The sequence below is a fragment of the Bacillus alkalicellulosilyticus genome (assembly GCF_002019795.1).
In the GTDB taxonomy this organism is placed as follows: domain Bacteria; phylum Bacillota; class Bacilli; order Bacillales; family Bacillaceae_F; genus Bacillus_AO; species Bacillus_AO alkalicellulosilyticum.
This window is the reverse complement of sequence record NZ_KV917381.1, coordinates 3,126,711-3,151,696: the sequence shown is the minus strand read 5'-3', so window position 1 is coordinate 3,151,696 and position 24,986 is coordinate 3,126,711. Positions and strand designations below refer to the sequence as shown.

Below are 24,986 nucleotides of genomic sequence, written 5' to 3'. Positions count from 1 at the left end.
CTGTTACCGAAGAGGCGTGAAAAAGGGTTGAGTGGGTAACGAAAAGGAATAATCGTTACCGGAGAGGCGTGAAAAAGAATCGAGCGGGTAACGATTATTAACTAGAGGCACACATTTTCACCAAAAGAGAGCTGCCGCCTCCCCTCCTTAAAAGAAAGGAAGAAAAACATCCGTTTTTCTTGATGGAACCATTTAAGAAGGGTGAGAGAGCAAGGCTGGAGTAGAGTAAGAACAACTAAGCCTCCTGCCGAGATTAGACTATGGCAACGGAAGAACAGGAGAGCTTATGGGTATTTGTCCTCTCCAAATATACTTGGCAGGATTCTAAGTAAGATAAAAACTTGACAGTTGTTTTTGATTGTTGTAAGATTGTATCTTGTAAAGGGAATTCACTTAACAAGGGGTGGTCCTGTGTTAGAGAAAGCATTGAGGATGAACTATTTGTTCGACTTTTATCAATCTCTTTTAACAGAAAAACAAAGTAAGTATATGTCTTTGTATTATTTAGATGACCTGTCCCTAGGTGAAATTGCCGAGGAGTTTGAAATCAGTCGACAAGCTGTTTATGATAACATAAAGAGAACTGAGTCTCTGTTAGAAGAGTATGAAACCAAGTTATCGTTGCTAGGAAAATTCGAACAACGAAATGAATTACTAGCTAGCTTAAAAATGACTGTGCAACAGAAGGAAGCAACTCCGGAAGAAATCATTGCACTGATAGAGTCTCTAGAAAAACTCGAATAGGAGGCGATCGGAATTGGCATTTGAAGGATTAGCTGAACGCCTGCAAAGTACGATGCAAAAGATTCGTGGCAAAGGGAAAGTTTCCGAAGCCGATGTAAAAGAAATGATGCGAGAAGTTCGTCTGGCGCTTCTTGAAGCCGACGTAAACTTTAAAGTCGTGAAAGACTTTATTGCAAAAGTGAAAGAGCGAGCAATAGGTCAAGAAGTACTAAAAAGTTTAACTCCAGGACAACAAGTTATAAAAGTTGTTAATGAAGAGCTAACTGCCTTAATGGGCGGTGAGCAAAGTAAAATTGCCGTTGCTCCAAAAGCACCAACTGTTGTTATGATGGTCGGATTGCAAGGGGCAGGAAAAACAACGACAACAGCTAAGCTTGCCAATCACCTTCGCAAGAAGCATAATCGCAATCCGATGCTAGTAGCGGCTGATATTTATCGCCCTGCTGCAATTAAGCAGCTTGAAACCTTAGGGAAACAGCTTAATATGCCAGTTTTCTCATTAGGTGATAAGGAAAGTCCTGTTACGATTGCTGAGCAAGCTCTAGCCAAAGCGAAAGAAGAGCATCATGACTATCTCATTATTGATACAGCCGGTCGGCTACATATTGATGAAGAGCTCATGGGCGAATTGCAGCAAATCAAAGAATTAACAAAACCTGATGAAATACTCCTTGTTGTTGATGCAATGACTGGTCAAGACGCAGTGAATGTTGCAGAAAGCTTTAATGAGCAACTTGACATTACAGGTGTTGTCTTAACAAAACTTGATGGAGATACACGGGGTGGTGCTGCATTATCTGTTAAAGCAGTCACAAACACACCAATTAAGTTTGCGGGTATGGGAGAAAAGGTTGACCAGCTTGAACCGTTCCATCCAGAACGAATGGCTTCCCGAATTCTTGGGATGGGCGATGTCTTAACCCTCATTGAAAAAGCACAAGCTAATGTAGATGAAGAAAAGGCACGCGAACTTGAAAAGAAAATGCGTAACATGGATTTTACATTTGAGGATTTTCTTGAACAGCTTGACCAAGTTCGAAGTATGGGTCCCCTAGATGAACTTTTAGGGATGATGCCAGGGATGGGCAAAAACAAAAACCTGAAGAATCTCCAAGTCGATGATAAGCAAATCAATCGTGTCGAAGCAATCGTTCGCTCTATGACAAAGGCTGAAAAACAAGAGCCAAGTCTTATTAACGCAAGCCGACGACGTAGAATTGCAAAAGGTAGTGGAACAACAATTCAAGATGTTAACCGTCTCCTTAAGCAGTTTGAAGACATGAAGAAAATGATGAAGCAAATGACGGGGATGACCAAAGGAAAAGGCAAGAAAAAAGGAAAAGGCGGAATGAAGTTTCCGTTTATGTAAGGTAAGGTAAATGTTAGTTATTCATTTTTCCTAGTTGAAAGCTAGAGAAAATTACTATAATATAAATTATTGTGAAATCATTTGGAGGTGTACAACGAATGGCAGTTAAAATTCGTTTAAAACGTATGGGATCTAAAAAGTCCCCATTCTATCGTGTAGTAGTAGCAGATTCTCGCGCTCCGCGTGACGGTCGCTTTATTGAGGAAATTGGAACATATAACCCAGTTACTCAACCAGCTCAAGTTAACCTTAAAGAAGAACGTGCGTTAGACTGGATGTTAAAAGGTGCAAAACCTTCTGACACAGTTCGTAATCTTTTTTCGAAACAAGGTTTAATGGAAAAGCTTCACAATGCAAAAAACCAAAAATAATTCGTAACTACGGATAAGGATTGGAAGGGAATGCAATGAAAGAGTTAATTGAACATATCACAAAAGCTCTTGTTGATTATCCCGATGATGTGAATGTGAAAGAAATTGAAGATGAAAAAGGTATGATAGTCAAGCTTTCAGTCCATGCTGATGATATGGGCAAGGTCATTGGAAAGCAAGGTCGTGTTGCGAAAGCAATTCGTTCTGTCGTACATGCAGCAGCTCTTAACGAAAACAAACGAGTTCGTTTAGATATTGTTGAGTAAAAAAGAGGGGCTATTGCCTCTCTTTTTTTGTAATGTAAAATTACTGAAAAGTACGGTTTATGCGAGGCCACTGAAAAAGTACAAACCAACTTTTTCAATGCCTTTGATTATGGTTGCAATGGCTCCACTCGTTGCCCGCCTGCTACGAGAAACGCACTCGTAACAGGCCTTTAAAAATAGCAACGGTTAAGCTCATTGCTTCGAGGGCACTGTAAAAGTAAAAAACGAACTTTTTCAGTGCCCTCGGTTTATGCTTTTTTCTAAATTTTATAGCATATATCCTACTTTATGATGGGGAGTATAAGACTAATAGATGACCAACTACCATACGTAGAGTTTCTTTTTAAAAATACTTCTACTTGTCCCGTCTTTATCTATTCAGGTAAAATAGTGGAAGAATGACGACGGACTAATTGAGGTGTATGATGAAAATCATTAAAACGGTCATTGTAAAGCAAGTTCTTACTGAAAAACGAAAACAACTCTTACTCAAGCAATTAGCAGAGGAAGAGGAACAATACATAAAAGAATTGGAGCAGTTAACATTCCAACTCCAAAAAAATCAAAAACAGCATACCAGCAACCAAGAAAGACAAAGACAAATACGAAAGAGCTTTAAAGAAGAAATTAGACAGAGGGAAGAAAAGCTTCAATCCGTTGATTTTAAACGCCATCAACTCCATAAACTAGAGCTAGGAACAGAACTAAAAGATGGCACGGTTGAAACCGTTTGTGATATTAGAAAAGGCGACCACTGGGACACTATGTTGGCACAATCTGAAATCATTATTAAAGATGGCATTGTCCATGAAATACGTGAAGGTAGGGTAAATGATGACGAATTGGTATAGGGTAGGAAAAATAGTAAATACACATGGCATCCGTGGAGAAATTAGAGTCATTTCCACCACTGATTTTGAAGAAGAACGGTTTGAGGTAGGGAAAAGGTTATATATTGAACCTCCTGGCAGTAAAACAACAAAGGACCTCATACGAGTTACTGTATCAGCTCATAGAAAACATAAAAATTTTGACCTCCTTCAGTTCGAAGAATATCACAATATTAGTCAAGTAGAGCCTTTTAAAGGTGGACTCTTAAAAGTAGAAGAAAGTGAATTAGGAGAGTTAGATGAGCACGAATACTACTATCATGAGATTATTGGATGTGTAGTGTTTACAGAAGAAGGCGAAGAGTTGGGGAAAATAAAAGAGATTTTATCTCCAGGTGCCAATGATGTGTGGGTCATTCAAAGTAAATCAGGGGGAAAAGATATTTTAATTCCTTACATTGACTCTGTCGTAAAAGAAGTGGATGTAAAACAAAAGATAGTTAAAATTCACTTACTTGAGGGTTTATTATGAGAATTGATATTTTAACGCTTTTCCCAGAGATGTTTTCTGGTGTATTCGGTACGTCTATGCTTAAACAGGCACAAGATAAAGGAGCTGTCTCTTATCAAGTCGTAAATTTTCGTGACTATACAGAAAGCAAACATAAGAAAGTAGACGACTATCCTTACGGTGGAGGAGCAGGGATGGTTTTGATGCCACAACCTTTGTTTGATGCAGTTGATGATATAAGAGGACAAGCAAACCCAAGGGTAATTCTTCTCTGTCCACAAGGAGAGCGTTATACCCAAAAAAAAGCAGAAGAATTAGCGAGGGAAGAGCATCTGATTTTACTATGTGGTCACTATGAAGGCTATGATGAACGAATCCGTGAGTATTTAGTCACTGATGAAATTTCAATTGGTGACTATGTTCTAACCGGAGGAGAACTTGGTGCAATGGTCATAACCGATAGTGTGACTCGGTTGTTACCTGGTGTTCTTGGAAATGAAACGTCTGCGGTTACAGATTCTTTTTCCACAGGGTTACTAGAACATCCTCAATACACAAGACCGGCAGATTTTAGAGGAATGAAGGTCCCAGATGTGTTACTATCAGGACACCATGAAAAAATCAAAGAATGGCGTCGGGAACAAGCGCTAGAACGGACTAAAACGAGAAGACCAGATCTTTTGCAAGAGTAACTGAAAAGAAGCACTCACTCTATGAAATGCACTTGCTCTTCTATGCCATTTATGGTATGATTCATTTTGTGGCTTAGGCCTGAATACGATGTTCCGCTGCAGATATACTGGAAAGAGCATCTGTCTGGAAGGAGGGGAATTATACGATGAACAACATTATCCGTGAAATTACAAAAGAGCAATTACGTTCTGATCTTCCTGAGTTTCGTCCTGGGGACACGCTTTTAGTACACGTGAAAGTTATCGAGGGTACTCGTGAACGTATTCAGGTGTTTGAAGGTGTTGTAATCAAACGTCGAGGAACTGGTGTAAGTGAAACTTTCACTGCGCGTAAAATCTCTTACGGTGTAGGTGTTGAACGTACATTCCCATTACATTCACCGAAAATCGCTAAGATCGAAGTGAAGCGTCGCGGTAAAGTACGTCGTGCTAAACTTTACTACCTACGTAACCTACGTGGTAAAGCCGCCCGTATTAAAGAAATCCGAAGATAATGAAAGAGGGGCTTGTTTATTCAAGCTCCTTTTTTGCCCTTATTTATGAAGAAAACCTGTTATAATAAAAAATACAACGCTCATCGCTTCTAAAAAAGAGCATATGTTGCTTTTTTTTGCATGAAAAGTAGTAAAATCTGCATAGATTAATATAAAGTTTAGACAGTTGGAGGAGTTCGAATGGCAAGGGGAAAAAGTAGTGAAACATTAGAATGGGCAAAAGCATTAATCATTGCTTTATTGCTTGCAGTTGTAATCCGATTTTTTTTATTTGCTCCCATTGTAGTAGAAGGTCAATCGATGATGCCAACCTTAAATCATAGTGACCGCATGATCGTTAATAAAATCGGCTACACTATTGGAGAACCAGAACGATTTGATATTATTGTTTTTCATGCAAACGAAGAAAAAGACTATATAAAAAGAGTCATTGGATTACCAGGAGATTCAATTGTGTACAAAGAGGATATGTTATTTATTAATGGTGAGCCATTAGATGAGCCTTATTTAGAAGAGTTAAAAGAGCAATTAAATGGCGGAAGGCTTACATATGATTTTTCATTAGAAGAAGTAACAAATGAAATGATTGTGCCAGAAGGATATCTTTTCGTTATGGGCGATAATCGTCAACATAGCTTAGATAGTAGAGATATTGGTTTAATTAATGAAGAAGATGTTGTAGGAAAGGCCAATATTGTATTTTGGCCGTTCTCAGAAATACGTATTGCGAGGTAGGTGGTTAACACCGTGACTATTCAATGGTTTCCAGGTCATATGGCCAAGGCACGCCGAGAAGTTACAGAAAAGTTAAAACTAATAGATGTGGTTATTGAGTTACTAGACGCAAGAGTTCCATTGTCTTCAAGGAACCCAATGATCGACGAAATCGTGGCTCATAAGCCGCGATTGGTTTTATTAAATAAAGCGGATTTAGCTGATCCAAGGGAAACAGAAAAGTGGGTTCGTTTTTTTGAAGCAAAAGGCAGTAAAGTATTGTCAATTAACAGTCAGACAGGTAAAGGTGTACCGGCGATTGCGGGTGCTTGTCAGGAGTTAGCCTCAGCGATGCTTGATAAAATGAAATCGCGAGGAATGAAGCCTCGTGCAATTCGAGCAATGATACTTGGGATACCAAACGTAGGAAAAAGTACGTTAATCAACCGACTAGCGATTAAAAAAATGGCTCAGACGGGAGACCGACCTGGGATTACAAAGCGCCAACAATGGATAAAGGTTGGTAAGGAGTTAGAGTTACTTGATACACCAGGTATTTTGTGGCCGAAGTTTGAGGACCAAAGCATTGGGTTCCGATTGGCGGCAACCGGAGCAATAAAGGACGAGCTCTTAGATTTCCAAGATATCGCTTTGTTTGTCATTAATTTTGTGAAGGAACACTACCCTGAAGTATTACAAGAACGTTATAAACTTGATGAATTACCGGAACAAAGCATTGAAGTTTTTGATGAGATTGGTAAAAAAAGAGGATGCCTTCTACCTGGGGGCTATATTGACTATGATAAAGCGGCTGAAATCATTCTTCGTGAGTTACGTTCGGGTACATTAGGTCGAATTACGCTTGAAGAAGTTCCGCAAATGTAGTTTCTTAAAAGGACACTAAAAGGTCAATAGATGACCTGTCGTGTCCTTTTTTACGGATAAGAAAGAAGAAAAAACTGGTTACCTTATAGATGGAGGTAAGCAATTAAAAAAGGGCGACTTTGTCGCTTTTTTTATTTTAGATTGAACATCTATCCCTGATAACTTAAAGTAATATATAATGTGCCGATATACATAGTAAAGGTGGAAATAACAATGAAGACAATCAAAGAAATCGAGGCCTCCCTATTCTCAGAAGAGGTGAGTGTTGATTTTGTTGCAGAGCTAAAATTAGATGATAGACTTGGGGTTCAAAAGCTAGTAGAGCGCTATGAAAAACAAAAACAAAAAGAACAAGAGTTACACGATGATTTTATAGCTATGATGACATATGAACAAACACTTTTCACGCAAGGTGTTACATACATTGCAGGAGTCGATGAAGTGGGACGAGGACCACTTGCAGGTCCAGTTGTCAGTGCTGCCGTAATTCTTCCTGTTGATTTTTATTTACCAGGCTTAACAGATTCAAAAAAACTAACAAAAGCTAAAAGAGATGCTTTTTATGACGTGATTATGGATAAGGCTTTAGCAGTAGGAATTGCTTCAATTCCGGCGCAAACGATTGATGATGTTAATATCTATCAAGCTACCATTAAAGCAATGTGTGAAGCCATTCAAGCGTTACAGACCAAACCAGAACATTTACTAGTTGATGCTATGAAACTACCATTAGCTATTCCTCAAACATCAATAATAAAAGGGGACCAAAAAAGTATTAGTATTGCTGCAAGCTCAGTTATTGCTAAAGTAACAAGAGACAGATACATGGAGAACCTAGGCAAAAAATTTCCACAATACCGTTTTGAAGGAAACATGGGGTATGGAACGAAAGACCATTTAAAAGCTATTCATACTTATGGAATTATTGAAGAACATCGTAAAAGCTTTAGTCCGATAACGGAATTAACCGAAAATCGATTGTTTTAACTAAGAAAAAGGGGGAGAAGAGATGTTTTCATCTATACAGCAAAGAGAAATTATAAAAAACACTTCCCCACAGCCGCGTCAATTAAATATAAGTCCTGGTCAGATATTCCAAGGACAAGTCAAAAGATTGTTCCCTAATCATTTAGCCTTATTGACTTTAGGAACAATGAATGTGACAGCAAGACTTGAAGTAGGTTTGACAGCTGGTTTATCCTACTGGTTTCAAGTACAGTCTGATGCTGGAATCCCAAAATTAAAAATTATTGAGGGGCATCAACCAAATAAAACAAGTGGACAAGTGTTACCACAATCATCGGCCCAATCATTGCTTCAAGCACTAGGAATCGATTATACAAAATCATCGGATGCTATCCTTCGTTTTTTCGTTGCTGAACAAATTCCTTTTACAAAGGAACTGCTCACCAATGCTCAAACGGTATTGTCGGAAAGTGGACTTAAGCAACAGGAAGGTTTACAAGTACTCAAGCAATTACTACAACAAAACCTTCCAATTACAGCTGACATTGCAAAAGCTGTTCATCAGACGAAAACAGATGTGCCTTTATTAAATCAATTACAAGAACTGGTGACGATGGTTCAACAAAGTTCAAAGCTGAATCAAACGCAACCACTCTTACATCAGTTGCAACAAGTCATCAAGGAACTGACGGTTAAAAACGAGCTACCTTCCCCGGTAGAACGACTTCAAACCTTACTGATTTCTTCGAACGAATCAGTGAGAGAAGGTGCTCTTTCTTTACTACAAAGAACAGGGATTTCACAAAATGATATTCCAAAACAAAGAGACATATCAGTTGGACCGTCGACAATAAATGCTTCTCAAGAAGCGGTTAGGATTGAACAGGCAAATAAACAAATCCTTTCATTAGCTCAACAACCATTAAGCAAAACCGAACAACTCGCATTTACTCAAATGGTTAGTGATAAAACACTACTCTCAAATCAAACTGGGGTTCCGGCTATTTTAGCCCAAGCATTACGAATGTTTGGTTTCCAATATGAAAACATGTTATCTAAACAGTTGTTAGCAGAAGGAAAACCGAGTATGGCAACCGAACAACTGAAACCACTCCTCATTCAAATGGCAACACAAGAAGGAGATCTCCTTCTACAAAAGAAAGCTGAAGCATTGTTATTGCGTGTAACAGGAACTCAACTCATGGCCTTAGACCAAACTAGTTCTCTTCCACAGACAGTGATTCAAATCCCGCTTCAACTTGGAAGCTTTCAAACAGACCTTACGATGCAGTGGGAAGGGAAAAAAACAGAAGATGGACAATTTGATGAAAATCACTGTAGGATTTTATTCTACCTTCAATTAGAGCGCCTAGATGAAACGATTGTTGATGTTCAAATCCAAAAGAGAATTGTCACGATTACCATTTTTAATGATCATGTGCGTCCTGCATTATTGTTAGAAGGATTAACCCCGGTATTAAAAGAAAAGTTACTTTCAATGGATTATAAACTCTCCACGATTACATGGAAAACGGTTGATAAAGAGGTACAACCAATTGAAAAAAATAGTCTTTCTAATGGTGTCAAAAATCCTTATCAAGCGAGAGTCTCGTATCAAGGGGTGGATATTAAAATATGAAGATGGACCATTCAAAGAAAAGACAAGCTGTTGCTCTTCAGTACAACCAAGGTAAAGAGGACGCTCCGAAAGTTATCGCCAAAGGAAAAGGTATAGTGGCCGATGAAATCATTGCACTTGCCGAAAAGCATAACTTACCTATTCAAGAAGACCGTTCACTGGTCGAACTATTAGCAAAGCTAGAAATAAATGAAACCATACCAACTGAATTATACAGCGTCGTTGCGGAAGTATTTGCGTTTGTCTACCAACTTGACCAACATACATCAAAGACAAAATAAAGGGACTGGACCAAAAGGTAAAGAGACTTGGACAAAAGGGTAAAAAGCAACCTTTTGTCCAAGTCTCTTTAGTTATATTAAAGAAATGAAGTCACAATGGATGACTGGATATTTAAAGGGGATTTAATACAAAATAGGAAAAATGTGATACACTTAAGTTAACTGGTTTTATTACTTAAACAGGGCTCCTTTTTTCAACGAATTAGTTTAACAGTGCGAAATGTTTCTAGCTTAACCAAGCTTAGTTTGAAAAAATACCCTATTAAGGAGGAGTTCAGATGGAAGAGGATTTAATTATCGAATACGAAGAAAAATTACGGAACGCTATGGTTAATGGGGATTTAGAAAATCTTGAAAAACTCATCAGTGATGAACTTTCATTTGTTAGTCCCTTTGGACAAATAGTTACCAAGGAAGACGACATTGATTCTCATCGGTCAGGGATAGTGAATATAACTGAAATTAAATTTTTAAATCAAAAGGTTATTCCATTAGAAGATGTCGCTGTTACTATTACACAGGCTAAAGTACAAGCAATTATTGCTGGACAACATAGGGAAGATGAGATGTACTATACAAGAGTTTGGCAAAAACATAAGAATGAATTAAAAGTTATTTCAGGACATTGCAGTTTTGTTGAAAAGTAATTTTTTTTAGAAGTAATTAATATTGTGAATAATTGTACTTAAACAAATGGGTGCGTTGAAGAAGTCAATATCTTAAAACAGGACTCCTTAATTATGGAACTTTTATTTTAATACCCATTATCAATATTAAACTTTAACAGAGCCCATAGAAAGTGGCGGTTTCGCTCATTGCTTAGAGACTTGGACAAAAGGTAAAATGTAACCTTATGTCTAAGTCTCTTCTTATATCATTCAGTATGAAATTCAATTTTTCTTCAGACATTGGGCATGATAAACATATGAGTGAGTTAAGGAGGTCGAGATGAAAAAGAGAAACCTTTTAGTTGTTCCCGAAGCTGAGAAGTTGGTTCAACAATTTAAAGAAGAAATTGCACATGAATTTGGTATTTTTCGCTCAACCTTAGAAATGGATGCTGTCAGTAGGGAAATGACACAAAAGCTAACAAAGAAAAAAGACACAAATGTTAAAAAGGACGGTGGAAAAGATGAAAAAAAAGCGTGAATTTGAGCCAAATCCGAAAACGCCGTTAGATGAATGGGATGAAAACATTGACCCTGCCATGATGTCAGGAGATTATTGGGCTAAGGAAGAAAATGCCCCATTAGAAGCAACAGGGTTTGTAAAAAATAGCAAGGATTGTGAAGTCGTAGAAGAGAAAATGACACCACCCTATTCGATGTTTCAACATCCAAGTATCAATGTTTCTTACGGTAATGATTCATTGACAGGGACAGCACCAGATGTTGAAGAAAAGCAAAATGACGATGAGAACGATTAAAAAATAGTTCTGTCACGATACTCCCACTTTTACTAGTGGAGTATTGTGACGGTGATTAATGGCAGCATTCAAAGAAAAGAAGAGCACTGGCTCCGTCAAACAAAAGAACCCCACTTTTGTTTAACTTTAAAACAAGGTAGCGACTTCACACAGTGCTTATAAGAAAAACGACTAACGTTTTTCTTTTTACTCGCCCAAATTATGAAAAAAGTGTTACAATGATAAAGGAGTTTGCCAAAACTTAACGAATTTTTCAATACAGCATGCAATCATGCAATTGATAGGAGGATGGAGAGAGAATGAATATCCATGAGTATCAAGGTAAAGAGCTCCTTAGACAATATGGAGTAGCTGTTCCAAATGGTAAGGTAGCTTTTACTGTTGAAGAAGCAGTCGAAGCAGCAAAGGAATTAGGCTCTCAGATTAATGTGGTAAAAGCCCAAATCCATGCTGGTGGACGCGGAAAAGCAGGCGGTGTAAAAGTTGCCAAGAATCTAGACGAGGTTCGTACATATGCTGATGAGATTTTAGGTAAGACTTTAGTCACTCATCAAACTGGACCAGAAGGTAAGGAAGTTAAACGTTTACTTATTGAAGAAGGTTGCGACATTAAAAAAGAATACTACATCGGACTTGTGTTAGACCGAGCTACTGAAAGAGTCGTTATGATGGCTTCTGAAGAAGGCGGTACTGAAATTGAAGAAGTTGCAGAAGCTACTCCTGAAAAAATCTTTAAAGTAGTTGTAGACCCAGCTGTTGGGTTACAAGGATTTCAAGCTCGTCGTTTAGCATTTGCTATTAATATTCCAAAAGAACTAGTAGGTCAAGCTGTTAAGTTTATGCTAGGTCTTTACAAAGTTTTTGTTGAAAAAGATTGTTCAATTGCTGAAATTAACCCACTTGTCACTACAGGTGACGGTAAAGTAATGGCACTTGATGCTAAATTAAACTTTGACTCAAATGCACTATATCGTCAAAAAGATATCCTTGAGTATCGTGACCTTGAAGAAGAAGATCCAAAAGAGATTGAAGCTTCAAAATTTGACTTGAGTTATATCTCATTAGATGGAAACATTGGTTGTATGGTTAATGGTGCAGGACTTGCAATGGCAACGATGGATATCATTAAGCATTACAGTGGTGACCCTGCTAACTTCCTTGATGTTGGTGGTGGAGCAACAGCAGAAAAAGTTACAGAAGCATTTAAAATTATTCTTTCTGATGAAAACGTAAAAGGAATCTTCGTAAACATTTTTGGTGGAATCATGAAATGTGATGTTATTGCAGAAGGTGTTGTTGAAGCGACGAAACAAGTTGGCCTTGAAATTCCACTTGTTGTTCGTTTAGAAGGAACTAACGTTGACTTAGGTAAAAAGATTTTAAATGAGTCTGGTTTAAATATCACTTCAGCTGACTCAATGGCTGATGGTGCACAAAAAATTGTTTCTCTAGTGAAATAGAAAGGCGGGACGTGGAGAATGAGTATCCTGATTAATAAAGATACAAAAGTAATTGTTCAAGGGATTACTGGAGCTACTGGTTTATTCCATACGAAACAAGCGGTTGAATACGGAACGCAAATCGTTGGAGGAGTGACTCCTGGTAAAGGCGGTACAGAAATCGAAGGGATTCCTGTATTTGATACAGTAGACCAAGCGGTTGCTGCTACAGGCGCAACAGCATCAGTTATTTATGTTCCACCTGCATTTGCTGCAGATGCAATCATGGAAGCTACAGATGCTGACCTAGATTTAGTGATTTGTATTACTGAAGGAATTCCTGTGTTAGATATGGTTAATGTAAAACGCTTTATGGAAGGTAAGAAAACACGTCTTATCGGACCAAACTGCCCTGGTGTTATTACACCTGAAGAATGTAAAATTGGAATTATGCCTGGTTACATTCATAAAAAAGGTCACGTTGGAGTTGTGTCCCGCTCTGGAACATTAACATATGAAGCAGTACATCAACTTTCTACTGAAGGCATTGGTCAATCTACTGCTGTTGGTATTGGTGGTGATCCTGTTAATGGAACAAACTTCATCGATGTACTGAACCTGTTCAATCAAGATCCTGATACATATGCAGTTATCATGATTGGTGAAATTGGTGGTACAGCTGAAGAAGAAGCTGCAGAATGGATTAAAGCTAATATGACTAAGCCTGTTGTAGGTTTCATTGGTGGTCAAACAGCACCTCCAGGAAAGCGCATGGGTCATGCCGGTGCGATTATTTCTGGTGGTAAAGGGACAGCTGCGGAAAAAATTAAAACATTAGAAAGTTGCGGTGTTAAGGTTGCACCAACTCCTTCTGTTATGGGAGAAACTTTAATTTCTGTTTTAAAAGAGCAAAATCTTTTAGAAAAATGCACTACACATAAATAAGAAATAAGCTCCCTTCTCTAGGGAGCTTTTTCGCTACATATATGATAAATCATTTCTATACCTAAAGGAGGAAGAACGGTGGAGGACAAGCGGGAAAAATTAATACACCTTCATCATTGCCGAGGTGCTGGGTGGAAAACGATTCAAAGGATAATGGCGTTAGATTCAACCCTGACGGAGCTTTATTCCTATTCCGTATCCTATTTGAGAGAACAATTCTCGATACGAAAAGACACCGCTGAAGTTCTCCACCATGATTTACATACGATTAACATCAAGAGTATACTAGGGAAATATCGAAAAGAGAACATCATACCCGTTACGATTTATGACGAACACTATCCTACGTTATTAAGTGAAATATTTGACCCTCCATGGGTTTTCTATTGCAAAGGCGCGCAATCATTATTACAGTATAAGAATACCATTGCAGTAGTAGGAACGAGAGACCCATCCGCTGTTGGAATTCAAAGTACGTATAAATTAGTTAGGCCCTTAACTAAAAACAACTGGGTGATCGTAAGTGGATTAGCTAAAGGAATAGACACAATTGCTCATACCATATCACTAACAGAAAAGGGAAAAACGATAGCTGTGTTGGGGTCCGGTTTTAATCATATCTATCCAAAACAAAACGAAAAACTAGCACAAAGAATCGCTACGACTTCTTTGCTTTTATCTGAATACCCTCCCCATGTAAGGCCACAAAAGTGGCAATTCCCTGAACGGAACCGAATTGTAAGTGGGTTAAGTAGAGGAACTATTATAATAGAAGCAAAAGAAAAAAGTGGGGCCTTAATTACAGCAGACCAAGCACTTGAACAGGGAAGAGATGTATTTGCTGTTCCGGGAACCATCGTGGAGGAAAGAGCGGTCGGTCCTAATCGCCTAATTCAACAAGGAGCGAAATTAGTGCTAGACATCAATGACATTTTAGAGGAATGGAACGACGATAATATGGATAGAATAGATTCTATTTCATAGACAAAATATTAAGTAATATTTGACAAAAGCTAAAAGTGTGTTTAATAATAGGGAAGATTTTAATTTTCCTCGAAGGGGGAGTTGCTGGATATGGCAGATTACTTAGTAATCGTTGAATCTCCCGCTAAAGCAAAGACAATTGGTAAATACTTAGGGAAGAAATATATAGTCAAAGCTTCAATGGGACATGTAAGAGATTTGCCGAGAAGTCAAATGGGAGTAGATGTACAAAAGGAATTTGATCCTAAATATATTACGATTCGTGGAAAGGGTCCTGTGTTAAAGGAACTGAAAACCGCTGCAAAAAAAGTAAAGAAAATTTATCTCGCAGCTGACCCGGACCGTGAAGGTGAAGCGATTGCATGGCATCTCGCTCACAGTTTAAATATTGATGAAAATTCCGATTGTCGTGTTGTGTTTAATGAAATTACAAAGCAAGCGATAAAAGATGCTTTTAAAACACCACGACCGATTAATATGGATTTAGTTGATGCCCAACAAGCTAGACGTATCTTAGATCGACTGGTTGGCTACAACATCAGTCCAATTCTGTGGAAAAAAGTGAAAAAAGGCTTAAGTGCAGGAAGAGTTCAATCGGTTGCCGTAAAAATGATTATTGACAGAGAAAAAGAAATTCAAGCGTTTGTTCCAGAAGAATACTGGAGCATTGAAGGTGAGTTTACTCTGCAAAAAGAAGGATTTGATGCAAAATTTTACGGAATCGACAGCAAGAAAGTAGAACTTAAATCTGAGTCAGAAGTTAAAGACGTTTTAGCAAGGATTAAGGGCGATAGCTTTGCGATTCAGTCCGTAAAGAAAAAGGAAAGAAAACGTAATCCAGTGGCACCGTTTACAACTTCGTCTTTACAGCAAGAAGCCGCACGTAAGTTGAATTTTAGAGCGAAGAAGACGATGATGCTAGCGCAACAGCTTTATGAAGGAATTGATATCGGGAAAGAAGGGACAGTCGGTCTCATAACGTATATGCGTACCGATTCTACACGAATTTCTGATACAGCAAAAGAAGAAGCAAAAGCATATATTGAACAAACGTATGGAAAAGAATATACGAGACAAGGCGAAAGAGCAACGAAAAAAAGCGATAAGAAAACACAAGATGCTCATGAGGCGATTCGACCCACTTCGGTTGAAAAAGACCCGAAAATCGTAAAGCAGTTTTTATCAAGAGACCAATTCCGTCTCTATAAGCTGATATGGGAGCGATTAGTAGCAAGCGAAATGGCACCTGCCGTCATGGATACAATGACCGTAGACTTAGAAAATTCCGGAGTTGTTTTCCGAGCAACTGGTTCTAAAGTGAAATTTCCTGGGTTTATGAAAGTGTATATCGAAGGCAATGACGACGGGAAAAAAGAAGAAGATAAACTTCTTCCTAACCTTGAAGAAGGTGGCACCGTCCAAAAAGTTGAGATCACACCAAACCAACATTTTACTCAACCACCACCACGTTATTCAGAGGCCAGACTTGTAAAAACGATGGAAGAGCTAGGGATAGGGAGACCTTCAACGTTTGCACCTACGTTAGACACGATTCAAAGACGTGGTTATGTGGCCTTAGATGATAAGCGCTTTATTCCGACGGAGTTAGGTGAAATCGTCATTGAACTAATCTCTGAATTTTTCTCTGAAATATTAGATGTAGAATTTACAGCAAATATGGAAAATGATTTAGACTCCATTGAAGAGGGACAAAAAAATTGGATAGAAATCATGGACCACTTTTACAAAGATTTCGAGAAGAGAGTAAAACATGCTGAAGAAGAAATGAAAGAAGTTGAAATTAAAGATGAGCCCGCAGGAGAAGATTGTGAAAAATGTGGGCATGAAATGGTTTATAAAATGGGACGATACGGAAAATTTATGGCATGTTCGAACTTTCCAGATTGTCGTAACACAAAAGCAATCGTCAAAGATATTGGGGTAAAATGCCCAAGTTGTAATGAAGGAAATATCGTTGAAAGAAAAAGTAAGAAAAGAAGGACATTCTATGGGTGTGACCGATATCCAGAATGTGAGTTTGTTTCATGGGATAAACCGATCGCAAGAAAATGTCCTAAATGTCAAAACATGCTCGTAGAAAAGAAAACGAAAAAAGGGACGACTGTACAATGTGTCTCTTGTGATTATAAAGAAGAAGCAAACTAGCAACTAGACGAGTGTGCTTCCAGGTAGGAAGGAGCAACAAGTACGATGAAAGAAGTAAATGTCATTGGAGCAGGGTTAGCAGGAAGTGAGGCAGCTTGGCAAATCGCAAAGCAAGGCATCAAAGTAAACCTTTATGAAATGCGTCCTGTGAAGCAAACACCTGCTCACCATACAGATAAATTTGCAGAATTGGTATGTAGTAATTCTCTACGTGCCAATACACTAACAAATGCTGTAGGTGTTTTAAAGGAAGAAATGAGAATCTTAGATTCAGTCATCATCTCAGCTGCTGATGATTGTTCAGTACCTGCGGGTGGGGCATTAGCGGTAGATAGACATGAGTTCGCAAGTGCTGTGACAACGAGAGTAAAAGAGCATCCAAACGTAACCGTTATTACTGAAGAAGTAGACCGAATTCCAGATGGTCCTACTATTATTGCGACAGGTCCACTTACTTCAGAGGCTCTATCAGCTCAGCTAAAGGAACTAACTGGGCAAGAATATTTATATTTTTATGATGCAGCGGCTCCGATCATTGAAACGGATAGCATCGATATGGACAAGGTTTATTTGAAATCCCGTTATGACAAAGGGGAAGCGGCATACCTTAATTGTCCGATGACAGAAGAAGAGTTTGATCGCTTTTACGAAGCGCTCGTTTCTGCAGAAGCCGTACCTTTAAAAGAATTTGAAAAAGAAATCTTTTTTGAAGGGTGTATGCCGGTAGAGGTTATGGCAAAGCGGGGAAAGAAAACCCTGTTATTTGGTCCGATGAAACCAGTGGGTTTAGAAGATCCAAAAACAGGGAAAAGACCTTATGCGGTAGTGCAACTTCGTCAAGATAATCAATCTGGTACGTTATATAATATTGTTGGATTCCAAACGCATATTAAATGGGGACCACAAAAAGAAATCATTCAATTAATTCCTGGCTTAGAAAAGGCAGAAATCGTACGTTATGGTGTTATGCATCGCAATACGTTTATTAACTCTCCTAATTTACTTAAACCTACATATCAATATCGTGAACGTGATGATTTGTTTTTTGCTGGTCAAATCACAGGAGTAGAAGGATATGTGGAATCTGCTGCAGCTGGATTAATTGCTGGTATAAATGCGGTCCGACTTGTGAATGGGGAAGAACTGCTTGCTTTTCCTGAGGAGACGGTAATCGGAAGCATGTCAAATTATATTACAACGGCTAACTCAAAGAACTTTCAACCAATGAACGCCAATTTTGGTCTGTTGCCACCATTACCTGAAAGAATACGTAATAAACAAGAAAGAAATGAACAACTAGCTAACCGAGCATTGGAGACAATTCAGAATTTTGTGAAAAAAATGTAAACTTTATTGAAAAGAGCTACTAAATTGTGATAAAATTTAGTAGCTCTTATGTGAGGTGGAATAAGTGACAAATTCAACAATCGAGTTTGAGAAACAACTATTTTTTCAATATTTACAGATCGAAAAAAACAGTTCAGAACATACCCTAATTAATTATGAACTCGATATTAATGATTTTTATGTCTTTATGAAGCAGCACAACATCACCCAATTTTCTGCTGTTTCTTATGCTTTTGTTCGTGATTACCTTACAGAGTTACATCGAAGAAAGTTATCCAGGGCGACTGTGGCTAGAAAAATATCAAGCATGAGAAGTCTATATAGGTTGTTAGAAAGAGAAAAGCTAGTTGAAGAAAATCCTTTTAGGATTGCAAAATTACCAAAAAGCGAAAGTCGACTACCGAATTTCCTTTATGAAGAGGAAATGAATCAGCTATTTTCATCTTTCTCTACAACAAAACCATTAGATATTCGTGATAAAGCGATTATTGAAATTCTTTATGCGACAGGAATCCGAGTGAGTGAATGCTGCAGGTTAAAGATTAAAGATATTGATTTTTCGATTGGGACCATTTTTGTTTTTGGAAAAGGAAAAAAAGAAAGGTATGTTCCAGTGGGAAGCTTTGCTTTAGATGCAATTGAAAACTATCTTGAACATAGTCGTCCCGAATTACTGAAGAAAAAAACAGGAAGCGGGAATGACCATTTATTTTTAAACTTTAGAGGAGGTCCACTCACGGATAGAAGTGTCAGAAATATCCTAAATGCCAGAATACAAGCCGCTGCCTTAACAATACATATTAGTCCGCATATGTTGCGCCATACTTTTGCTACTCATTTATTAAACAATGGAGCCGATTTACGAATTGTTCAGGAATTGCTAGGACATGAGAAGTTGTCCTCGACCCAAATCTATACGCATGTCACAAAAGACCGTTTGCGTGATGTGTATATGAAACACCACCCAAGAGCATAGCTTAAACAAAAAGAAAAAGTGGAGGGATACATGATATGTCTGAGCAAACTTTTCATGCAACAACTATATTTGCAATACAGCATAACGGTAGATGTGCAATGACTGGGGATGGTCAAGTTACATTTGGCAATGCTGTTGTGATGAAGCATACAGCTAAAAAGGTTCGAAAACTGTTTCATGGAAAAGTAGTAGCAGGATTTGCAGGTTCGGTTGCCGATGCCTTTACGTTATTTGAGAAATTCGAAGGAAGGCTTGAAGAATTTAATGGGAATTTACAACGCGCTGCTGTAGAACTTGCGAAAGAATGGCGAAGTGATAAAGTACTTCGTAGGCTTGAGGCGATGTTAATTGTGATGGATGAATCGAATCTTTTGCTAGTCTCAGGAACTGGTGAAGTGATTGAGCCAGATGATGGCGTATTGGCCATTGGTTCTGGAGGACACTATGCTCTCTCGGCTGGAAGAGCATTAAAGAAGCATGCGCCTAACTTATCAGCCAGAGAAATTGCTATGGCAGCATTAGAAACAGCTGGAGAAATATGTGTATATACGAATGACCAAATCGTCATAGAGGAGCTATAAAAACATGAGTGGAGGCGAATCGATGGGTATTCAGTTAACACCTAGACAAATCGTAAACCAACTAGACCAATACATTGTAGGACAAGAAAAAGCGAAAAAATCAGTGGCTATAGCGCTTCGTAATAGATATCGTCGGGGCTTGCTTGGCGAAAAATTACGAGATGAAGTCACGCCAAAAAACATCTTAATGATTGGACCTACTGGTGTTGGTAAAACAGAAATCGCTAGACGCTTAGCAAAGTTAGTGGGCGCTCCATTTACGAAAGTAGAAGCAACAAAATTTACTGAGGTTGGATATGTAGGGAGAGACGTTGAATCGATGGTTCGAGACCTTGTTGAAAATTCGATTCGCATTGTTAAGGAAGAACGTATGAATGCTGTACGTGAAAAAGCTCAAGATAATGCAAATAAACGAATCGTATCCCTTCTTGTGCCAACAGCTAAAAAGCAAAATCAGTATAAAAATCCATTAGAAATGTTATTTGGAAATCAAGCACAAGAACAACAAGAATCGCAAGAATCTTCAGAGCAACAAGATATTCAACAACGTCGAAGACAAATGGCACATCAATTAGCTCTTGGAGAATTAGAAGATTGGTTTGTTACTGTTGAGGTCGAAGAACAGTCACAAAATTTTCTTGATATGTTTCAAGGGGCAGGAATGGAACAAATGGGCATTAATATGCAAGATATGCTTGGGAACATGATGCCGAAGAAAAAGAAAAAGAGAAAGTTAACTGTGGCCGAAGCCAGAAAGGTGTTAACGGAGGAAGAGGCACAAAAGTTAATCGATATGGACGAAGTGACTCATGAGGCCGTAACGAAGGCAGAAGAACTCGGAATTATTTTTATTGATGAAATTGATAAAGTAGCTGGAAAAAATCAAAGTTCTGCCGATGTATCTAGAGAAGGGGTTCAAAGAGATATTTTACCAATTGTTGAAGGTTCTACAGTTGTTACCAAATATGGGTCAGTTCGAACAGATCACATGCTTTTTATCGCTGCCGGCGCATTTCATATGGCAAAGCCGTCTGATTTAATTCCAGAGCTTCAAGGAAGATTCCCAATTCGAGTTGAATTATCAAACTTAACAGTGGATGATTTTAAACGGATTTTGGTTGAACCAAATAATGCGCTAATTAAGCAATACACTGCCCTATTAGAAACAGAAGGTATAAAGGTTGTTTTTTCTGACGAAGCTATTCATAAGATTGCGACAATTGCAACGAGTGTTAATCAGGACACTGAAAACATAGGGGCAAGAAGACTTCATACGATATTAGAGAAGTTATTAGAAGACTTATCGTTTGAAGCGCCAGACATAAACTTGGAAGAAATACAAATCACACCAGCTTATGTAGATGAAAAGCTCGCAACGATTGCAAAAAACAGGGACCTCAGTCAGTTTATTTTATAGGAGTTATTAGGAGGAATAGGAAATGGATTTATTGACAAGAACGAGAAAGATTAACGAAATGCTTCAGAAGTCTGGTGGACAACACGTCAATTTTAAAGATATGGCAGAAACCTTACGCGATGTAATAGGTTCCAATATATTTGTTGTAAGTCGACGCGGGAAATTATTAGGCTATGCGATTAAGCAAGAGATTGAAAATGAAAGAATGAAGAAAATGTTAGAAGAAAGACAATTTCCTGAAGTGTATACGACAAATTTATTTAAATTAGAAGAAACAAGTGCGAATATTGATATTGAGAGTGAGTACACAGCGTTTCCAGTTGAAAATAAAGATTTATTTGCCACAGGTTTAACTACAATTGTGCCTATATTAGGTGGGGGACAACGACTAGGGACATTGGTGTTAGCTCGTCTTAATGATTCTTTCAGTAATGATGATTTAATTCTAGCTGAATATGGAGCTACGGTTGTAGGCATGGAAATCTTACATGAAAAAACTCAAGAAATTGAAGAAGAAGCTAGAAGTAAAGCAGTAGTTCAAATGGCGATTTCTTCATTATCCTATAGTGAACTTGAAGCGGTTGAACATATCTTTGAAGAATTAGATGGAAAAGAAGGATTACTTGTAGCTAGTAAAATTGCTGACCGAGTGGGAATAACAAGATCAGTGATTGTAAATGCATTAAGAAAGTTAGAAAGTGCTGGTGTCATTGAATCACGTTCACTTGGTATGAAAGGCACATACATCAAAGTGTTAAATGGGAAGTTTTTAGCAGAACTAGAAAAAATTAAGTCAAATTAACCAGTACTATATAGGCAAGAAGCTGTTTCTTCATGAAGCAGCTTCTTTTTTTCGACATTTTTCATGCATTTTTTAAAATACTTGTAGATCAAAAGTTTTATTCGTAGTATTATAAGATTTAGCTAAAGTATAATATAGTTCAAAAATAATAAACAATAATTACTATTTGGGGTATAAACTATACTATTATCACAAAAAAGGATATTATTTTTTAGTAGAAATATATTATAATATAATTAAATGACGACATGATATTTTATAATTCGACACAAAGTCGTAATTCTTTATATCTAGTATAGGAAGGTGGAAGAAGGATGAATCTCTTTTCAAGTTCATCATTGCAAACACTTGAAAAAGCATTACAAGGTTCTGCGTTACGTCAACGAACAATTGCTCAAAATATTGCCAATGTTGATACGCCTAACTACAAGGCGAAACGTGCTGAATTTCAACATACATTAGGTAAGGAAATTGAAAAATCAAAATCGTTCCAAGCAAATCGAACTCACACGGATCATCTAGAATTTAGTACAGGTTCTCAGCGTGAAGCCTATGTGAAGACGGTAAAGAGTACGATGTATAACCATAACCAAAACAATGTTGATATTGATCACGAAATGTCTGAGTTAGCAAAAAATCAAATCTATTATAATGCGTTAATTGACCGTATAAATGGTCGCTTTAACAGCCTCCAAACTGTTATTAAAGGAGGAAGGTAAGTATGACTATCTTTAGTGGCTTTAATACAACAGCTTCTGCGTTGACGGCTAATCGCTTAAGGATGGATGTTGTAGCTTCAAATATGGCAAATGCAGAATCTACAAGGGGAACGTTGGTTAACGGAGAATGGCAGCCCTATCGTAGGAAGATGGTTATGCTTCAACCGAATCAACCAAATTTTAATTCGTTTTTAAATAAAGCGATGAATTCATCGAACCCTGGTGAAGGAGTTAAGGTTTCTAAAATCGTTGATGACCAAACGCCATTTAAATTAGTATATGACCCATTTCATCCGGATGCCAACGACCAAGGCTATGTTCAAATGCCCAATGTCGATCCTTTACGTGAAATGGTTGATTTAATGAGCGCAACTCGGTCTTATGAAGCAAATGTAACAGCATTAAATGCGACTAAAAATATGCTATTAAAAGCATTAGAAATTGGACGTTAGGATTAGAAAAAGGAGAGCTTACAAATGAATGTAAAAGGAATACAGTCACCATTTGTCATTGACCAATCACAATTAAAACCGAAACGAACACCAGCGGAAGCACATTCACTATTTAAACAAGAGCTTAATAAAGCTATTCAAAACGTAAACGAACTCCAAAATCAATCTTCCATTGCTACTGAAAAGCTAGCTAGGGGAGAAATGGACAATTTGCATGAAGTGATGATTATTGGACAGAAAGCATCATTGTCGTTACAAGCAACTGTAGAAGTTCGAAATAAAGTCATAGAAGCATATCAAGAAGTAATGAGAATGCAGGTCTAACATTAGATTACTTACTTGACAGTCTAGGTAGGAGGGCACATGAACGAGAAACTAACGTTATATAGAGAGAAAATCAGTACTTTTTGGGCCGAACGGTCTAGCTTCCAAAAAGTGTTATTTATAGGTTCAATTGCACTGTTTATAATTATAATGGCTTTAGTAATAGTACTAGGTACTCGGTCTAACTTTGTGCCCCTTTATACTAATTTAACTGCTCAAGAAACCGGACGTGTGAAAGAGCAACTAGATTCTAGAGGGATTCAATCACAAATATCAAACAATGGGACGACCATAAGTGTACCAGAGCCTTTAGTGGATACGTTAAAAGTAGAATTAGCAGCAGAAGGTTATCCTCAAAGCGGAAGTATAGATTACAGTGTGTTTAAAGATGGAATGGGCTTTGGTATGACTGATAACGAATTTTCAGTCATTGAAAGAGCTGCTATTCAAACAGAACTTTCAAACTTAATTCGAAATGTAGATGGAATTTCTAGTGCAAATGTAATGATTACATTACCTGAAGAAAGCATCTGGCTAAAAGATGTTCCAAATGCAGCTTCAGCATCTATTGTTGTTAATACGTCACCAGGTTATCAAATGGAAGCGAAACAAGTTAGAGCGCTATATCATCTTGTTTCAAAAAGTGTTCCAAACCTTCCAGTTGAAAATATAGTAATTATGAACCAAATGTTTGAGCATTTTGAATACATGGATGAGTCGGCTGTTGTCGATTCCGCCTTAACAGCTTATGAACAACAAAGAGCGATAAAAAGAGATATCGAGCAGGACCTTCAACGTCAACTACAGCAAATGTTAGGTACAATGATGGGCCATGATAAAGTGCTTGTCTCTGTATCTACAGATGTTGATTTTACACAGGAAAACAGACAGGAAGAGTTAGTAGCTCCTATTGATGAAGAAAATATGGAAGGTCTAGCAGTGAGTATCGAAAGAATTACTGAAACTTTTACTGGTGATGAAATGCCTGATGGAGGTATTGCTGCAACAGGAGAAGCAATACCAAACTATCCTGGAGTTATGGGTGGTGGAACAGGTGATTATGAAAGAATTGAGGAACGGATTAATAACGATGTAAATCGAATTAGCCGTCAAATTGTGGAAAGTCCTTATAAAATTCGTGATGTTGGAATTCAAGTGATGGTTGAACCACCTAACCCAGAAGACGCGAATTCATTACCAATTGAAAGATTAAATGATATACAACAAATTTTAGGAACGATTGTAAGAACGAGTATTGATGCAAGTATTGCTGCTGAATTAACAGACGAACAAATTAACCAAAAGGTATTTGTCTCTTCACAACCTTTTAACGGAAAGCCAGTTATTGAACCAATTGAAACGACGGTGATCCCAACGTGGATGTATATTGTTGGAGGCGTGTTAGTCGCAATTATCTTGTTACTGTTTGTTTTATTATTACGTCGTGGCAGCAAGAAAGAAGAAACAGTTGAAGAAGAAGTAAGAACAGGCTCTACACCATTAATTCGAGAAATTCCAGATCTTCCAGAAGAAGAAGATACTGAAAATACAGTAAAACGTAAGCAGCTTGAAAGGTTAGCGAAAGACAAACCAGAAGATTTTGCGAAGTTAGTTAGAACGTGGCTAACAGAAGATTAGGAGGGGAA

Annotated in this window: 29 protein-coding genes; all 29 read left to right on the top strand. The window is 37.9% G+C overall.

The window, feature by feature from the left end; translation table 11 throughout:
* The first annotated feature begins 411 nt into the window (after positions 1–411).
* The 29 genes from BK585_RS15845 (at position 412) to fliF (ending at position 24,978) form a co-directional block, all read left to right on the top strand.
* Positions 412–744 (top strand): putative DNA-binding protein, encoded by a 333-nt coding sequence (locus BK585_RS15845; protein WP_078554726.1) that lies wholly within the window; start codon positions 412–414, stop codon positions 742–744.
* A gap of 13 nt (positions 745–757) precedes the next feature.
* A complete protein-coding gene (ffh, locus tag BK585_RS15840; RefSeq protein ID WP_078554724.1) occupies positions 758–2,113 on the top strand; it encodes a signal recognition particle protein in 1,356 nt (451 codons plus the stop codon).
* 98 nt (positions 2,114–2,211) lie between these two features.
* Complete coding sequence (gene rpsP / locus BK585_RS15835; protein WP_078554722.1) at positions 2,212–2,484, top strand: 30S ribosomal protein S16; 273 nt, start codon at positions 2,212–2,214, stop codon at positions 2,482–2,484.
* Positions 2,485–2,519: 35 nt separating this feature from the next.
* A complete protein-coding gene (locus BK585_RS15830) occupies positions 2,520–2,750 on the top strand; it encodes a KH domain-containing protein (RefSeq protein WP_078554720.1) in 231 nt (76 codons plus the stop codon).
* Between the two features lie 425 nt (positions 2,751–3,175).
* Positions 3,176–3,601 (top strand): YlqD family protein, encoded by a 426-nt coding sequence (locus tag BK585_RS15825; RefSeq protein ID WP_078554718.1) that lies wholly within the window; start codon positions 3,176–3,178, stop codon positions 3,599–3,601.
* Positions 3,585–4,112, top strand: coding sequence for a ribosome maturation factor RimM (gene rimM / locus BK585_RS15820; RefSeq protein WP_078554716.1), 528 nt, complete (start codon positions 3,585–3,587; stop codon positions 4,110–4,112). Before BK585_RS15825 ends, rimM begins: the two co-directional genes overlap by 17 nt.
* The gene (trmD, locus tag BK585_RS15815; RefSeq protein WP_078554714.1) at positions 4,109–4,783 is read left to right on the top strand and encodes a tRNA (guanosine(37)-N1)-methyltransferase TrmD; all 675 of its coding nucleotides are present in this window, start codon (positions 4,109–4,111) and stop codon (positions 4,781–4,783) included. Before rimM ends, trmD begins: the two co-directional genes overlap by 4 nt.
* 146 nt (positions 4,784–4,929) lie before the next feature.
* Positions 4,930–5,277, top strand: a complete 348-nt coding sequence (gene rplS, locus BK585_RS15810; protein WP_078554712.1) for a 50S ribosomal protein L19 — start codon at positions 4,930–4,932, stop codon at positions 5,275–5,277.
* A 180-nt stretch (positions 5,278–5,457) separates the two neighbouring features.
* Positions 5,458–6,012 carry a signal peptidase I gene (gene lepB, locus BK585_RS15805; protein WP_078554710.1) on the top strand — a complete coding sequence of 185 codons (555 nt, stop codon included), beginning with the start codon at positions 5,458–5,460 and terminating at the stop codon, positions 6,010–6,012.
* A 12-nt stretch (positions 6,013–6,024) separates the two neighbouring features.
* Complete coding sequence (ylqF, locus tag BK585_RS15800; protein ID WP_078554708.1) at positions 6,025–6,876, top strand: ribosome biogenesis GTPase YlqF; 852 nt, start codon at positions 6,025–6,027, stop codon at positions 6,874–6,876.
* A 207-nt stretch (positions 6,877–7,083) separates the two neighbouring features.
* Entirely contained in the window at positions 7,084–7,863 is a 780-nt protein-coding gene (locus tag BK585_RS15795; protein ID WP_245805913.1) for a ribonuclease HII, read from the top strand.
* A 22-nt stretch (positions 7,864–7,885) separates the two neighbouring features.
* Positions 7,886–9,481, top strand: coding sequence for a hypothetical protein (locus BK585_RS15790; RefSeq protein ID WP_078554704.1), 1,596 nt, complete (start codon positions 7,886–7,888; stop codon positions 9,479–9,481).
* Between the two features lie 2 nt (positions 9,482–9,483).
* Positions 9,484–9,762 (top strand): EscU/YscU/HrcU family type III secretion system export apparatus switch protein, encoded by a 279-nt coding sequence (locus BK585_RS15785; protein WP_419095573.1) that lies wholly within the window; start codon positions 9,484–9,486, stop codon positions 9,760–9,762.
* A gap of 278 nt (positions 9,763–10,040) precedes the next feature.
* Positions 10,041–10,409, top strand: coding sequence for a nuclear transport factor 2 family protein (locus tag BK585_RS15780; protein ID WP_078554700.1), 369 nt, complete (start codon positions 10,041–10,043; stop codon positions 10,407–10,409).
* Between the two features lie 301 nt (positions 10,410–10,710).
* Entirely contained in the window at positions 10,711–10,911 is a 201-nt protein-coding gene (locus tag BK585_RS15775) for a small, acid-soluble spore protein, alpha/beta type (protein WP_078554699.1), read from the top strand.
* A complete protein-coding gene (locus BK585_RS15770; RefSeq protein WP_078554697.1) occupies positions 10,895–11,188 on the top strand; it encodes a DUF3905 domain-containing protein in 294 nt (97 codons plus the stop codon). The genes BK585_RS15775 and BK585_RS15770 overlap by 17 nt, the downstream gene beginning before the upstream one ends.
* Positions 11,189–11,487: 299 nt before the next feature.
* Positions 11,488–12,648, top strand: coding sequence for an ADP-forming succinate--CoA ligase subunit beta (gene sucC / locus BK585_RS15765; protein WP_078554695.1), 1,161 nt, complete (start codon positions 11,488–11,490; stop codon positions 12,646–12,648).
* 18 nt (positions 12,649–12,666) lie between these two features.
* Positions 12,667–13,572: a succinate--CoA ligase subunit alpha gene (gene sucD / locus BK585_RS15760; protein ID WP_078554694.1), complete on the top strand. Its 906-nt coding sequence runs from the start codon at positions 12,667–12,669 to the stop codon at positions 13,570–13,572.
* Positions 13,573–13,650: 78 nt separating this feature from the next.
* Positions 13,651–14,556, top strand: a complete 906-nt coding sequence (gene dprA, locus BK585_RS15755; RefSeq protein ID WP_245805847.1) for a DNA-processing protein DprA — start codon at positions 13,651–13,653, stop codon at positions 14,554–14,556.
* Positions 14,557–14,646: 90 nt separating this feature from the next.
* On the top strand, positions 14,647–16,722 hold the full coding sequence (gene topA, locus BK585_RS15750) for a type I DNA topoisomerase (protein ID WP_078554692.1): 2,076 nt from the start codon (positions 14,647–14,649) through the stop codon (positions 16,720–16,722).
* Between the two features lie 45 nt (positions 16,723–16,767).
* On the top strand, positions 16,768–18,069 hold the full coding sequence (gene trmFO / locus BK585_RS15745) for an FADH(2)-oxidizing methylenetetrahydrofolate--tRNA-(uracil(54)-C(5))-methyltransferase TrmFO (RefSeq protein WP_078554691.1): 1,302 nt from the start codon (positions 16,768–16,770) through the stop codon (positions 18,067–18,069).
* A 79-nt stretch (positions 18,070–18,148) separates the two neighbouring features.
* Positions 18,149–19,045: a tyrosine recombinase XerC gene (gene xerC / locus BK585_RS15740; protein WP_078556845.1), complete on the top strand. Its 897-nt coding sequence runs from the start codon at positions 18,149–18,151 to the stop codon at positions 19,043–19,045.
* 35 nt (positions 19,046–19,080) lie between these two features.
* A complete protein-coding gene (gene hslV, locus BK585_RS15735; RefSeq protein WP_078554689.1) occupies positions 19,081–19,626 on the top strand; it encodes an ATP-dependent protease subunit HslV in 546 nt (181 codons plus the stop codon).
* 22 nt (positions 19,627–19,648) lie between these two features.
* On the top strand, positions 19,649–21,043 hold the full coding sequence (gene hslU / locus BK585_RS15730) for an HslU--HslV peptidase ATPase subunit (RefSeq protein WP_078554688.1): 1,395 nt from the start codon (positions 19,649–19,651) through the stop codon (positions 21,041–21,043).
* Between the two features lie 22 nt (positions 21,044–21,065).
* On the top strand, positions 21,066–21,845 hold the full coding sequence (gene codY, locus BK585_RS15725; RefSeq protein WP_078554687.1) for a GTP-sensing pleiotropic transcriptional regulator CodY: 780 nt from the start codon (positions 21,066–21,068) through the stop codon (positions 21,843–21,845).
* A gap of 314 nt (positions 21,846–22,159) precedes the next feature.
* Positions 22,160–22,564 carry a flagellar basal body rod protein FlgB gene (gene flgB / locus BK585_RS15720; RefSeq protein WP_078554685.1) on the top strand — a complete coding sequence of 135 codons (405 nt, stop codon included), beginning with the start codon at positions 22,160–22,162 and terminating at the stop codon, positions 22,562–22,564.
* 2 nt (positions 22,565–22,566) lie between these two features.
* Positions 22,567–23,016 carry a flagellar basal body rod protein FlgC gene (flgC, locus tag BK585_RS15715; RefSeq protein WP_170885622.1) on the top strand — a complete coding sequence of 150 codons (450 nt, stop codon included), beginning with the start codon at positions 22,567–22,569 and terminating at the stop codon, positions 23,014–23,016.
* A 24-nt stretch (positions 23,017–23,040) separates the two neighbouring features.
* Positions 23,041–23,340 carry a flagellar hook-basal body complex protein FliE gene (gene fliE / locus BK585_RS15710; RefSeq protein WP_078554683.1) on the top strand — a complete coding sequence of 100 codons (300 nt, stop codon included), beginning with the start codon at positions 23,041–23,043 and terminating at the stop codon, positions 23,338–23,340.
* A 39-nt stretch (positions 23,341–23,379) separates the two neighbouring features.
* Complete coding sequence (gene fliF, locus BK585_RS15705) at positions 23,380–24,978, top strand: flagellar basal-body MS-ring/collar protein FliF (RefSeq protein WP_078554682.1); 1,599 nt, start codon at positions 23,380–23,382, stop codon at positions 24,976–24,978.
* Positions 24,979–24,986 lie beyond the last annotated feature (8 nt).